This window comes from Pseudomonas petroselini, assembly GCF_045037875.1.
In the GTDB taxonomy this organism is placed as follows: domain Bacteria; phylum Pseudomonadota; class Gammaproteobacteria; order Pseudomonadales; family Pseudomonadaceae; genus Aquipseudomonas; species Aquipseudomonas petroselini.
Genome location: NZ_CP173614.1, coordinates 1,203,787 through 1,217,289, shown reverse-complemented (window position 1 = coordinate 1,217,289; position 13,503 = coordinate 1,203,787). Strand labels below are relative to the sequence as shown.

The following is a 13,503-nucleotide window of genomic DNA, read 5'->3' as shown; positions in this document are numbered from 1 at the left end:
ACTATCGGACCTCGACCGCAGAGCCCTGCAACCGCTGCAAGGCCTCGTTCACCGGCTGCGGCAGCAACTGGCGCATGCAGTTGTAGTGGCCGAAACGGCAGGTGCGATCAAAACACGGGCTGCAATCCAGGCCCAGGCGTACCACTTCGACCTGGTCGGCCAATGGCGGGGTGAACCCCGGCGAGGTGGAACCGTACACCGCCACCAGCGGGCGATTCAGCGCGGCAGCCACGTGCATCAGCCCGGAGTCGTTGGACACCACCGAATCGGCGCAGGACAACAAGTCGATGGCCTCGGCCAGGGACGTGTCGCCGCTGAGGTTCACCGCTTCTTCGCGCAGACCGGGGATCAGACGCTGGCGAATGTCTTCACCCACCGGGTGGTCCTTCTTCGAACCAAACAGCCACACCTGCCAGCCTTCGCGGATCTTGGCCTCGGCGACCTTGGCGTAGTGCTCCGACGGCCAGCGCTTGGACTCGCCAAACTCGGCGCCAGGGCACAGCGCCAGGACCGGACGATCAAGTGCCAGGCCGAACTTGGCCAGGGCCGCGTCGCGGCTCACCGGGTCAATTTGAAGGCTGGGGCGCGGGTACGGCTTGGGCAACTCGGCACCCGGCTCGTACGCCAAGGCCATGAAGCGTTCGATCATCAGCGGGTAGCGGGCTTTGTCCAGCGTGCGCACATCATTGAGCAGCACGTAGCGAAATTCGCCACGCCAGCCGGTGCGCTTGGGGATGCCGGCGAAATACGGCACCAGCGCCGATTTGAGCGAGTTGGGCAGCAGGATTGCCTGGTCGTATTGCCCCGCCAGGGATTTACCGATGCGACGGCGGGTCGCCAGTTCCAGGGCACCGTGGCCGAGCGGAAAGCTCAAGGCCTTGCGCACCTCGGGCATGCGCTCGAGGATCGGCCGGCTCCACTCGGGGGCGAGCACGTCGATCTGGCAGTCCGGGTAGCGCATACGCAGGCACTGGAACAGTGTCTGCGCCATCACCATGTCACCGACCCAACTGGGCCCAACGATCAGAATATTCATGTAGTTTCCACAAACGATGCGGGGAGGCTTATGCCTCCCCGCCCTAATAGTGTTTCAGCTCAACCCCAGCGCCTGCCAGATTCGCATCACCTGGCGCCGTTCGTCGGCGAACTGATCCCCGGCCACCGTACCGGCCTCGTTCTGCAAGGCCTGGCGGTGTGCAGCGGAACGGTAGGCCTTATACACCTCACGCAGCAAATGGGCATCGGCGGCGGGCATCAAACCCACCTGCTCCAAGCCTTCCAGAATGCGGATATTGTCGGTGTAGCGCAGCAACGATGGATGTTGCGCAGACCACGCCAAAGCCGCGTATTGCACCATAAATTCAATATCGACGATACCTCCGGCGTCCTGCTTGAGGTCGAACGCCGCCGTGGCTTCAAAGGCGTTGGCGCCGGTGCCGGCCGTCGTGGCCTTGGTGCCCAGGTTGTCACGCATTTTCGCGCGCATCTCGCTGACCTCCTGGCGCAGCTTCGCCAAGTCCCTTTCGCGCCCCAATACTTTAGCCCGCACCTGCTCGAACGCCTGGCCCACGTCCTGGCTGCCGACCAGCACCCGCGCGCGGATCAGGGCCTGATGTTCCCAGGTCCAGGCTTCATTTTGTTGATAACGATCAAATGCGCCCAATGAACTGACCAACAGCCCGGACGCGCCGGAAGGTCGCAGGCGCATGTCCACTTCATACAGCTGGCCCGAGTTGGTCTGGGTGGTCAGCAGGTGAATGATGCGCTGGCCCAGGCGCGTGAAAAACTGCGCACCGTCGATCGGCTTGGCGCCATCGGTTTCAGCCTGCGGGTCGCCGTCATGGATAAACACCAGGTCCAGGTCCGAACCATGCCCCAGTTCGATCCCGCCGACTTTCCCATAACCGACAATGATGAACCCAGGATCGCACAGGGTGCCGTCCAAACGCTGCGGTGAGCCGTGGCGCGCAACGGTCTGGCGCCAGGCCAGGGCCAGCACTTGCTCGAGGATCGCCTCGGCGAGCCAGGTGAGATAGTCGCTGACTTTCATCAGTGGCAGGCTGCCGGCGATTTCCGACGCGGCCACGCGCAGGCGGTGGGCCAACTTGAAGTGACGCAGGGCTTCCATCTGTTGCTCAAGGTCATCTTCGGGGATACGCGTGAGGCGCTCGCGCAGCTCGGCGGCCAACTCCGGCGCCAACGGTGGCTTGAACAGGCGGCCTTCGTTGAGCAATTCGTCGAGCAGCAGCGGGAAGCGCGTGATCTGCTCGGCGATCCACGGGCTGGCGGCGCACAGGGTCAACAGGCGACGCAGGGCGTCGGGGTTTTCCGTGAGCAGTACCAGATAAGCGGAGCGCCGGGCGACAGCTTCCACCAGCGGCAACACGCGCTCCAACACCAGGTCCGGGTTGGCATGTTCGACGGCCTGGGCGAGCAGGCGCGGGATAAAAGCATCCAGGCGTTCGCGGCCCAGGCGCTGCATGGCACGCAATTGCGGGCTATTGCGCAGGCCAGTCAGCGCTTTGAGGGCCTTGGTCGCGTCGCTGAAACCGCCTTCGGCCAATTGGCGGCACGCAGCTTCGTCGTCTTGGGATTCTTCCCACAGCGGCAACCACTCACCGCCCACGACCAGTTCGCTCTCTTCACCCTCTTCTTCGTCTGGATCGGCAATGACTTGGCGGAAGTGCCAGTCCACCCGCCCGCGCCAGTACATCAGGCGCTCATGGAACGCGGCCCAGTCGGCGAACCCCAGCATAAAGGCAATGCGCGCCTGATCTTCCGGGTCGTCCGGGAGCATTTGCGTCTGGCGGTCGGCGATCGCCTGGATGGCATGTTCGGTGTAACGCAGGAATTCATAGCCATTGCGCAACTCGGCAATCACCGCCGGTGGCAAGTAACCCTGGCCCTCCAGCGTGCCGAGCACCTTGAGCAGCGGCCGCTGTTGCAGGCTGAGGTCGCGGCCGCCATGGATCAGCTGGAATGCCTGGGCGATAAATTCCACTTCGCGGATGCCGCCCGAGCCCAGCTTGATATTGTCGGCCATGCCTTTGCGCCGCACTTCCTGCTGGATCAACTGCTTCATGGTGCGCAGCGCTTCGATGGCGGAAAAGTCCAAGTAACGGCGGTAAACGAAGGGCCGCAGCATGTCGAGCAGTTGCGCACCGGCCACCTGGTCGCCGGCAACCACGCGCGCCTTGATCATGGCGTAGCGTTCCCAGTCACGCCCCTGGTCCTGGTAATACTGTTCCAGCGCGTTGAAGCTGAGCACCAGCGCGCCCGCCGAACCATAAGGACGCAGGCGCATATCGACGCGGAATACGAAGCCGTCGACGGTCATCGGGTCAAGGGCCTTGATCAATTTTTGACCAAGGCGGATAAAAAACTCTTGGTTGTCCAGGGCGCGTTTGACGCCGACGGTTTCGCCGCCCTCAGGGTAGGCGAAGATTAGGTCGATATCCGACGAGAGGTTCAGCTCCACCGCACCGAGCTTGCCCATGCCGAGGATCACCATGTGCTGCGGCTCGCCGCTGCGCCGCCCGGTGGGCGTGCCGAACTGTACGCAATGGCGCAGGTACAGCCACTGGTAAGCCTGGTCGATGCTTGCATCGGCCATGTCGGAGAGGTCACGGCAGGTTTGCACCAGGTCGGCCTGGCGGGTCAGGTCGCGCCAGATGATGCGCACCTGCTGGCGCGTGCGCTGGCGACGCAGGACACGGCCCAGTTGGTCTTCTGTTTCCGCTTGTTGCACGGCGCCAGCAATCTGCCCACACAGCTCGCCGGGCGCGAAACCACGGTCCAACTCGCCCCAGGCCACCAGCTCGAGCAACATCAAAGGGTCACGAACACTCTGTTCAATCACGAAATCACTGGCGGCGCACACGCGGGTGAAGTCGGCCCACCGTTGCGGCGTCCACGCAGAAAGTCCATGATCGTCGTCCAGCGCGGCCACGGCGTCACGAAATGACTGCTCGGCCCGCTGGGCTTTTGGCAAGAGAATGGCCGGCAGTTCGGCCAGTATTGGCAGGCTCATGGTCTATCCTTGATCGGCGCGTAAATGGCTTGTTGCTGTGGACGTGATACCGGCGCTACATGAAGGACTGTCGAACAAAGGTTATAAATAGCTGAAAATTCATAGTTGTTGGCAGGGAACATTAAACTTCTACCTTTTCTTGTTCGCAAAAGATCAACAATAACGATTATGCTCACCAGCCAGACCGAGCCATACGCTCAGTCTTGTGTAGTTTTACTACTCGTATATACATTCGAAAGGCTGAAATGGCCGACGATTTGTAGTAAAACTACAGGACGCCGAAGCAACCTTCGGCCATCCAAGAATTTATGTCGTCTGCCCACAAGGCCAGTCGCAAACTTCAGGCAACCGATTCTGGTAGCCTTTCCGCCCTGGAGCAAGCCATGCAAGACCTCGATCCCGTCGAAACCCAGGAATGGCTGGACGCCCTGGAATCGGTTCTCGACAAAGAAGGCGAAGACCGTGCTCACTACCTGATGACCCGTATGGGCGAACTCGCGACCCGCAGCGGCTCGCAACTGCCTTACGCCATCACTACGCCATACCGCAACACCATCCCCGTTACCCACGAAGCACGCATGCCTGGCGACCTGTTCATGGAACGCCGCATTCGCTCGCTGGTACGTTGGAACGCCATGGCGATGGTAATGCGCACGAACTTGAAAGATTCGGACCTGGGCGGTCACATCTCCAGCTTCGCTTCCAGCGCAACCCTGTATGACATCGGCTTCAACTACTTCTTCCAGGCCCCGACCGACGAACACGGCGGCGACCTGATCTACTTCCAGGGCCACACCTCCCCAGGCGTCTACGCCCGTGCGTTCATGGAAGGCCGCATCACCGAAGAACACATGAACAACTTCCGCCAGGAAGTGGACGGTAACGGCCTGTCGTCGTACCCGCACCCTTGGCTGATGCCTGATTTCTGGCAGTTCCCGACCGTTTCCATGGGTCTGGGTCCAATTCAAGCGATCTACCAGGCACGTTTCATGAAGTACCTGGAAGCCCGTGGCTTCATCCCTGAAGGCAAGCAGAAAGTCTGGTGCTTCCTGGGCGACGGTGAGTGCGACGAGCCGGAATCCCTGGGCGCTATCTCCCTGGCCGGCCGCGAGAAGCTCGACAACCTGATCTTCGTCATCAACTGCAACCTGCAGCGCCTCGACGGCCCGGTTCGCGGCAACGGCAAGATCATCCAGGAACTCGAAGGCGTGTTCCGCGGTGCTCAGTGGAACGTGACCAAAGTCATCTGGGGCCGTTTCTGGGACCCACTGCTGGCCAAGGACGTCGACGGTATCCTGCAACGTCGCATGGACGAAGTCATCGACGGCGAGTACCAGAACTACAAGGCCAAAGACGGCGCGTTCGTGCGTGAACACTTCTTCAACACGCCTGAACTCAAGGCGATGGTTGCCGACCTGTCCGACGACGAGATCTGGAAGCTCAACCGTGGCGGCCACGACCCGTACAAGGTCTACGCAGCGTACCACGAAGCGGTCAACCACAAAGAACAACCCACCGTCATCCTGGCCAAGACCATCAAGGGTTATGGCACCGGTGCCGGCGAAGCGAAGAACACTGCGCACAACACCAAGAAAGTCGACGTCGACAGCCTGAAGTTGTTCCGCGACCGCTTCGACATCCCGGTCAAGGACGAAGAGCTGGAAAACCTGCCGTTCTTCAAGCCGGAGCCGAACAGCGCCGAAGCCCGCTACCTGAGCGAGCGTCGCACCGCACTGGGCGGTTTCGTGCCACAGCGCCGCGCCAAGAGCTTCAACATCCCGACACCTCCGCTGGATACCCTCAAGGCTATCCTGGACGGCTCGGGCGACCGTGAAATCTCCACCACCATGGCCTTCGTGCGGATCCTCGCGCAGCTGGTCAAGGACAAGGAAATCGGTCCGCGCATCGTGCCGATCATCCCGGACGAAGCCCGTACCTTCGGTATGGAAGGCATGTTCCGTCAGTTGGGCATCTACTCCTCCGTCGGCCAGCTCTACGAGCCAGTCGATAAAGACCAAGTGATGTTCTACAAGGAAGACAAGAAGGGCCAGATCCTCGAAGAAGGCATCAACGAAGCGGGCGCCATGAGCTCCTTCATCGCTGCCGGTACTTCGTACTCCAGCCACAACCAACCGATGCTGCCGTTCTACATCTTCTACTCGATGTTCGGCTTCCAGCGTATCGGCGACCTGGCGTGGGCAGCAGGCGACAGCCGTACCCGTGGCTTCCTGATCGGCGGCACCGCCGGCCGTACCACGCTGAACGGCGAAGGCCTGCAACACGAAGACGGTCACAGCCACATCCTGGCTGCCACCATCCCGAACTGCCGCACCTTTGATCCAACCTACGGCTACGAGCTGGCGGTGATCATCCAGGACGGCATGAAGAAGATGACCGAAGAGCAGCAGGACGTTTTCTACTACATCACCGTGATGAACGAGTCCTACCAGCAGCCAGCCATGCCGGCCGGTGTCGAGGAAGGCATCATCAAGGGCATGTACCTGCTCGAAGAAGACACCAAGGAAGCGGCGCACCACGTACAGCTGATGGGCTCCGGCACCATCCTGCGTGAAGTGCGTGAAGCGGCGAAGATCCTGCGTGACGAGTTCAACGTCGGCGCTGACGTGTGGAGCGTTACCAGCTTCAACGAATTGCGTCGCGACGGCCTGGCCGTAGAGCGCAACAACCGCCTGCACCCAGGCCAGAAGCCACAACTGAGCTATGTCGAAGAATGCCTGAACGGCCGTAAAGGTCCGGTCATCGCGTCCACCGACTACATGAAGCTGTTTGCTGAACAAATTCGCCAGTGGGTCCCGTCCAAGGAATTCAAAGTCCTGGGCACCGACGGTTTCGGCCGCAGTGACAGCCGCAAGAAGCTGCGTCACTTCTTCGAAGTTGACCGTCACTTCGTGGTGTTGGCAGCCCTGGAAGCCTTGGCTGACCGTGGTGAGATCGAACCTAAGGTGGTGGCTGACGCTATCGTCAAGTTCGGGATCAACCCGGAAAAACGCAACCCACTGGACTGCTGAGGAGACTTTTTGTGAGCGAACTCATTCGCGTACCTGACATCGGCAGCGGTGAAGGTGAAGTAATCGAGCTGTTTGTGAAGGTCGGCGACACCGTCGAAGCCGACCAGAGCATCCTGACCCTGGAGTCGGACAAGGCGAGCATGGAAATCCCTGCTCCCAAGGCCGGCGTGGTCAAGAGCCTGAAAGTGAAGCTGGGCGACCGCCTGAAAGAAGGCGACGAACTGCTGGAACTGGAAATCGAAGGGGCTGCTGATGCAGCGCCTGCGGCGGCGCCTGCTGCCGCTGCCGCACCCGCGCCGGCTGCTGAAAAACCTGCGGCTGCCGAGGCCCCTGCAGCCCCTGCGGCTGCAGAACCTGCCGCCGCCAGCGTTCAGGACATCCACGTCCCGGACATCGGCTCGTCGGGCAAGGCCAAGATCATCGAGCTGCTGGTCAAGGTCGGCGACACCGTCGAAGCCGACCAGTCGCTGATCACCCTGGAGTCCGACAAGGCCTCCATGGAAATCCCTTCGCCGGCCGCCGGCGTGGTGGAAAGCATTGCGGTCAAGCTGGAAGACGAAGTCGGCACCGGTGACTTCATCCTCAAGCTGAAAGTACAAGGCGCTGCGCCTGCAGCCGCTCCAGCGCCGGCCGCCGCTCCGGCTGCCAAGGCTGAAGCTGCTCCGGCTGCTGCCGCCCCTGCGCCTGCTGCAAAAGCTGAGGCCGCTCCGGCCCCTGCTGCTGCCGCGCCTGCGCCAAGTGGTGCCAAGGTTCACGCCGGTCCTGCCGTGCGTCAATTGGCCCGTGAATTCGGCGTTGAGCTGAATGCTGTGTCGGCAACCGGCCCTCACGGCCGCGTGCTGAAGGAAGACGTGCAGGTCTACGTCAAATCCATGATGCAAAAAGCCAAGGAAGCGCCGGCTGCCGGTGGCGCTACCGGTGGTTCGGGCATTCCGCCAATCCGCACCGTGGACTTCAGCCGCTTCGGCGAAACCGAAGAAGTGCCGATGACCCGCCTGATGCAAATCGGCGCGTCGAGCCTGCACGCGAGCTGGCTGAACATCCCGCACGTGACTCAGTTCGACCAGGCCGACATCACCGACCTGGAAGCTTTCCGCGTTGCGCAGAAAGCCGTGGCCGAGAAGGCCGGCGTGAAACTGACCGTGCTGCCACTGCTGCTCAAGGCGTGTGCGCACCTGCTCAAGGAACTGCCGGACTTCAACAGTTCGCTGGCGCCAAGCGGCAAGGCGATCATTCGCAAGAAATACGTACACATCGGCTTTGCGGTCGATACCCCAGAAGGCCTGCTGGTACCGGTCATCAAGAACGTCGACCAGAAGAGCCTGCTGCAGCTTGCCGCTGAGGCTGCTGCGCTGGCTGCCAAGGCCCGCGACAAGAAGCTCACCGCAGACGACATGCAAGGCGCGTGCTTCACCATCTCCAGCCTCGGTCACATTGGCGGCACTGGCTTCACGCCAATCGTCAACGCGCCGGAAGTGGCGATCCTGGGTGTGTCCAAGGCCACTATCCAGCCAGTGTGGGACGGTAAAGCGTTCCAACCGAAGCTGATGCTGCCACTGTCGTTGTCCTACGATCACCGCGTGATCAACGGCGCCGCAGCTGCACGCTTCACGCAGCGCCTGAGCCAACTGCTGAACGACATCCGCACTATCCTGCTGTAAGCCGCAGCGGCCTCCTCTGCACCGAGGAGGCCTGGCGGCAACGATTTTCGAGCGCCACGCTCGTACCTCAACCCCGCCACTTGGCGGGGCTTTTTTTGCCTGCGTTCCGCGCCTGAATTTGGACAATACAAACAGGTTTGTACACCTTCCATCGCTCCGATTGAAGAAACCCCTCACGCGGCCGATAACCCCCTTATAGCACTTAGCCTTCATCCTCTCTTGTCAGCCCGCGCCGCATGATGCAACCTTGCCGCAGGCAACCGAAAAGAGGGCGTGAGCCCGGCGCCAAGTGCGTTATTTCAAGTGAGTCTCCCCCATGAAAAGCCAGCCCGATGTCGCCCGAATGGCGGCCGAGGTAGTGACGCAGTTACCGGTGCCTTCGCGCCTCGGTATGCTGCGTTTCGAGCGGCTTAATGAGGCAAGCTGGGCCCTTCTTTACCTCGACCCCAATTGCGAACGCCAATTCGGCCTGTCGGCCGTCGAGCTTTGCGCCCTGATCGGTACGCCATATGCCAGCCTGATGGAGCCCCAGGCGCGCTACGAATTGCACGACACCATCCAGCAGCAACTGGCCCTGAGCCCTCACTATCTGGTGCGCTACACCCTGCACACCAGCGACGGCCCCCTGAGCCTGCTGGAAATGGGCGAAGCCTACAAACAACACAATCGCCACCTGCTGCGCGGCTACCTGATGGTGGTCGATGGCCTGTTCAGTGAGATCCCCACTGCCGTTCCCACGGCAGACCTGGAAAACCAGAACAGTCGCCTGCAGATCGCCCTGGAGCTCAACCAGCGCGCCCAACAGGAACAGTTGCAGCATCTGGAGCGAGTGCGCGCCCAACAGGCGTTGATCCTGCTGCTGGCCCGACAGCGCTACACCACCCATAACTCGTTGCAAGAAGCGGCGGAGCTGATCACCCGCAGCGCCTGTGACATCTACCGGATCGACTGCGCCAGCATCTGGAACCTCGAAGGCCAACGCCTGGTGCCCATCTCGGCCTACCACCGCGACGATCAGCAGCACCACATGCCCGAATCCATTGACGCAAGCTGCTTCCCGGATTACCTCGAAGCCCTGCACACCAGCCGCGCCATTGACGCCACCAACGCCTTACGCGATCCGCGTACCCGGGAAATGGCCGAGAAGAAAGACATTCACGCCATGCTCGACGCGAGCATCCGCGTCGATGGCCAGGTCGTCGGCGTGCTGTGCCTGGAACAAAGCGGCTGCACGCGCGCCTGGCAGGCCGATGAAATTGCCTTTGCCGGCGAACTGGCAGACCAGTTCGCGCAAGTCATCAACAACCACAACCGCCGCACCGCCACCAGCGCCCTGCACCTGTTCCAGCGCGCCGTGGAGCAAAGTGCCAACGCCTTTCTGCTGGTCAACTGCGACGGCGTGGTGGAGTACGTCAACCCGAGCTTCACCGCGATCACCCAGTACAGCGCCGAAGAGGTCCACGGCCACCGCCTGGCCCAGTTGCCGGCACTGGAGAACCTCAGCGAATTGCTTTTCGACGCACCGTCGAGCCTCGCCAAGAGCAACAGCTGGCAGGGTGAATTCAAGAGCCGGCGCAAGAACCTCGAACCCTACTGGGGCCAGTTGTCGATTTCCAAGGTGTATGGCGACAACCGAGAGCTGACGCATTACATCGGCATCTACGAAGACATCACCCAAACCAAGCTGGCCCAGCAGCGCATCGAGCGCCTGGCCTACACCGACAACCTGACCAACCTGGGCAACCGCCCGGCGTTCATCCGCAACCTCGATGAACGCTTTGCACGTGACAGCGACAGCCCGATCAGCCTGTTGCTGGTGGACATCGACAACTTCAAGCGCATCAACGACAGCCTCGGCCACCAGACCGGCGATAAACTGTTGATCAGCCTCGCCCGCCGTTTGCGCAACAGCCTGAGTACCGGCGGCAGCCTGGCGCGCTTTGCCAGTAACGAGTTTGCGGTGTTGCTCGACGATACCGACCTGGAGACCGGCCAACTGGTGGCCAGCCAGCTGCTGGCGACCCTCGACAAACCGATGTTCGTCGACAACCAATTGATCAGCGTCACCGGCTCCGTGGGCCTGGCCTGTGCGCCGCTGCATGGCCGCGACCCGCAGACCCTGATGCGCAACGCCGGCCTGGCCCTGCACAAGGCCAAGGCCAACGGCAAACACCAGGTACAAGTGTTTACCGAAGCGCTGAACGCCGAGGCCAGCTACAAGCTGTTCGTCGAGAACAACCTGCGCCGCGCCCTCACCCAGAACGAATTGGACGTGTTCTACCAGCCCAAGCTGTGCCTGCGCAGCGGCCGCCTGCTGGGCATGGAAGCACTGTTACGCTGGAACCATCCGGAAAAGGGCATGATCCGCCCCGACCAATTCATCAGCGTGGCGGAAGAGACTGGACTGATCATCCCCATCGGCAAATGGATTGCGCGCCAGGCTTGCCGCATGAGCCGGCAGTTGACCGCCGCAGGCATGGGCAACTTGCAGGTGGCGATCAACCTGTCACCCAAGCAGTTCTCCGACCCGGACCTGGTGGCCTCGATTGCCACGATCCTCAAGGAAGAACGGCTGCCGGCCAACCTGCTGGAGCTGGAACTGACCGAAGGCTTGCTGCTGGAGGCCACAGAAGACACGCGCCTGCAACTCGACCAGCTGAAAAGCTTCGGTCTGACCCTGGCCATGGACGACTTCGGCACCGGTTACTCGTCGCTGAGCTACTTGAAAAAATTCCCCATCGATATCATCAAGATCGATCGCAGCTTCATCCACGAAATCCCGGATAACCAGGACGACATGGAAATCACCTCCGCCGTGATCGCCATGGCCCACAACCTCAAGCTCAAGGTCGTGGCCGAAGGCATTGAGACCGCCGAGCAGCTGGCGTTCCTGCGCCGGCATCGTTGCGACGTGGGCCAGGGTTACCTGTTCGACCGACCAATCCCCGGCGCAGAGCTGCTGGCGATGCTCAAACGTTACCCGCGCGGGCCAATCGCCTGACAGCGTCGTAACACTCGGGCACACTGGCGGTCTGAATCTTTACTGCTAACTCAACCTGACGAGAGGACTGATCATGGTCTTGCGCTCGGAAATTCTGGTGAACAAAAACGTGCTGCCTACTCAAGAACAAGCTCTGCCTGGTCGTGAAACCCCAATGGCGCTGCCAGAGACGCACTTCGTCAACGGCAACCCGCTGCTGGGTCCGTTCCTTGATGACGTCGGCTTTGCAATCTTCGGCCTGGGTTGTTTCTGGGGCGCCGAGCGCAAGTTCTGGCAACGCGACGGCGTGGTCAGCACCGTGGTCGGTTACGCCGGCGGCTATACGCCGAACCCGACCTATGAAGAAGTCTGCTCGGGCCTGACCGGCCACAGCGAAGTGGTGCTGGTGGTGTATGACCAGGCCAAGGTGACATACGAAGACCTGCTGAAAATGTTCTGGGAACTGCACAACCCGACCCAGGGCATGCGCCAGGGCAACGACATCGGCAGCCAGTACCGTTCGGTGATCTATGCGACCACCCCGGAGCAACTGGCGGCGGCGCAGGCCAGCGCCGAGGCTTATCAAGTTGAATTGACCAAGGCCGGCCTGGGTGTGATTACCACAGAGATCGAAGAGGCGCCGACGGTGTACTTCGCCGAGACCTATCACCAGCAGTACCTGGCGAAGAATCCGCAGGGCTATTGCGGGATCGGCGGCACGGGCGTGACCTGCCCAATCTGACGCTATACCCAGACGAACAGGGTCATGTAGTGAGCGGGCTTGCCACGCGCTGGGCTGCGAAGCAGCCCCAACACCTCACACTGCGGTTTACCTGAAACATCTCAGTGGATTTATTGGGGCTGCTACGCAGCCCAGCGCGGGGCAAGCCCGCTCACTACAGTTATTCAGCGATCAGCCAATCCATTTGCCACCCACCCTGGGTCTGGCCAAGCTTCTTGGACAACCACGGCAGCAGCTCACGCAGTTCCTCTTCCAGACCCCACGGCGGGTTGGCGATCGCCAGGCCCGAGCCGGTCAGGGTGTTGGGGGTGTCCAGCGGGTGCACCAGCAATTCCACACGCAACAACTTTGGTGCACCGGTGCCGGCCAGGTCCTGGTAGAAACGGCGCAGCATGCGCTGGTCCTTGACCGGGTACCAGATGGCCGCGACGGTCTGGCGCATGCGGCCCACGGCTTCCTTGAGGGATGCGGCGCAGCGTTGCATTTCGTCGAGCTTCTCGAACGGCGGATCGATCAGCATCAACGCGCGCTTTTCCGGCACCGGCAGCAAGGCACGCGGCACATGCCAGCCTTCGCCCAGGTGCACTTTGACGCGGCGATCACCCTTCATGTTGTCCTTGAGCAGCACGCCGTCTTCCGGGTGCTTTTCATTGAGCAGCACTCGGTCCTGGGGCCGCGTCAGGCGTCGCGCCAGCTCCGGCGAACCGGGGTAGTAGCGCAACTCGCCATCCGGGTTCATCTCATGCAGCACGCGCATGTAGTCGGCGGTCAGCGGCGGCAGGTCGCTTTCGCCCCACAGGCGGGCGATGCCTTCCAGGTACTCACCGGTGCGGTTGGCCTGGTCGCCCTGCAGGTCGTACAGGCCAATGCCGGCGTGGGTGTCGAGGTAGGCGAACGGCTGCTCCTTGCGCGACATCAGGGCGATGAGACGGGTCAAGGTCAGGTGTTTGAAGACATCGGCATGGTTGCCGGCGTGAAAGGCGTGACGATAATTCATGGTTGCTCCTGCGCAGGGGGCGAAGTTTACCTTTTACGCAGGCTCAAGTGCAGGGCGGCGTGCC

The 13,503-nt window shown here is 61.6% G+C and carries 7 protein-coding genes; 4 read left to right on the top strand and 3 right to left on the bottom strand.

Features of this window, described 5'->3' with window-relative positions; translation table 11 throughout:
• Window position 1: 1 nt before the first annotated feature.
• Complete coding sequence (gene waaF / locus ACI512_RS05665) at window positions 2-1,036, bottom strand: lipopolysaccharide heptosyltransferase II (protein WP_012721862.1); 1,035 nt, start codon at window positions 1,034-1,036, stop codon at window positions 2-4.
• A 54-nt stretch (window positions 1,037-1,090) separates the two neighbouring features.
• Window positions 1,091-4,030 carry a bifunctional [glutamate--ammonia ligase]-adenylyl-L-tyrosine phosphorylase/[glutamate--ammonia-ligase] adenylyltransferase gene (gene glnE / locus ACI512_RS05660; protein WP_236379773.1) on the bottom strand — a complete coding sequence of 980 codons (2,940 nt, stop codon included), beginning with the start codon at window positions 4,028-4,030 and terminating at the stop codon, window positions 1,091-1,093.
• Between the two features lie 383 nt (window positions 4,031-4,413).
• Here glnE and aceE point away from each other — a divergent pair, with 383 nt between their 5' ends.
• The 4 genes from aceE (at window position 4,414) to msrA (ending at window position 12,442) form a co-directional block, all read left to right on the top strand.
• Window positions 4,414-7,059 carry a pyruvate dehydrogenase (acetyl-transferring), homodimeric type gene (aceE, locus tag ACI512_RS05655; protein ID WP_064054015.1) on the top strand — a complete coding sequence of 882 codons (2,646 nt, stop codon included), beginning with the start codon at window positions 4,414-4,416 and terminating at the stop codon, window positions 7,057-7,059.
• A gap of 11 nt (window positions 7,060-7,070) precedes the next feature.
• Complete coding sequence (gene aceF, locus ACI512_RS05650) at window positions 7,071-8,720, top strand: dihydrolipoyllysine-residue acetyltransferase (protein ID WP_065945559.1); 1,650 nt, start codon at window positions 7,071-7,073, stop codon at window positions 8,718-8,720.
• A gap of 316 nt (window positions 8,721-9,036) precedes the next feature.
• Window positions 9,037-11,721 carry a bifunctional diguanylate cyclase/phosphodiesterase gene (locus tag ACI512_RS05645; protein ID WP_236379770.1) on the top strand — a complete coding sequence of 895 codons (2,685 nt, stop codon included), beginning with the start codon at window positions 9,037-9,039 and terminating at the stop codon, window positions 11,719-11,721.
• Window positions 11,722-11,794: 73 nt separating this feature from the next.
• Window positions 11,795-12,442, top strand: a complete 648-nt coding sequence (msrA, locus tag ACI512_RS05640) for a peptide-methionine (S)-S-oxide reductase MsrA (protein WP_236379768.1) — start codon at window positions 11,795-11,797, stop codon at window positions 12,440-12,442.
• A 160-nt stretch (window positions 12,443-12,602) separates the two neighbouring features.
• On the opposite strand, the gene ACI512_RS05635 is transcribed toward msrA, so the two are convergent.
• Entirely contained in the window at window positions 12,603-13,439 is an 837-nt protein-coding gene (locus ACI512_RS05635) for a 23S rRNA (adenine(2030)-N(6))-methyltransferase RlmJ (RefSeq protein ID WP_010213693.1), read from the bottom strand.
• Window positions 13,440-13,503: the final 64 nt, after the last annotated feature.

What these genes read in the sequence shown, in the direction of transcription:
- ACI512_RS05635 (WP_010213693.1), bottom strand. Translation starts at nt 13,439, where the DNA reads ATGAATTATCGTCACGCCTTTCACGCCGGCAACCATGCCGATGTCTTC.
- glnE (WP_236379773.1), bottom strand. Translation starts at nt 4,030, where the DNA reads ATGAGCCTGCCAATACTGGCCGAACTGCCGGCCATTCTCTTGCCAAAA.
- waaF (WP_012721862.1), bottom strand. Translation starts at nt 1,036, where the DNA reads ATGAATATTCTGATCGTTGGGCCCAGTTGGGTCGGTGACATGGTGATG.
- msrA (WP_236379768.1), top strand. Translation starts at nt 11,795, where the DNA reads ATGGTCTTGCGCTCGGAAATTCTGGTGAACAAAAACGTGCTGCCTACT.
- aceE (WP_064054015.1), top strand. Translation starts at nt 4,414, where the DNA reads ATGCAAGACCTCGATCCCGTCGAAACCCAGGAATGGCTGGACGCCCTG.
- ACI512_RS05645 (WP_236379770.1), top strand. Translation starts at nt 9,037, where the DNA reads ATGAAAAGCCAGCCCGATGTCGCCCGAATGGCGGCCGAGGTAGTGACG.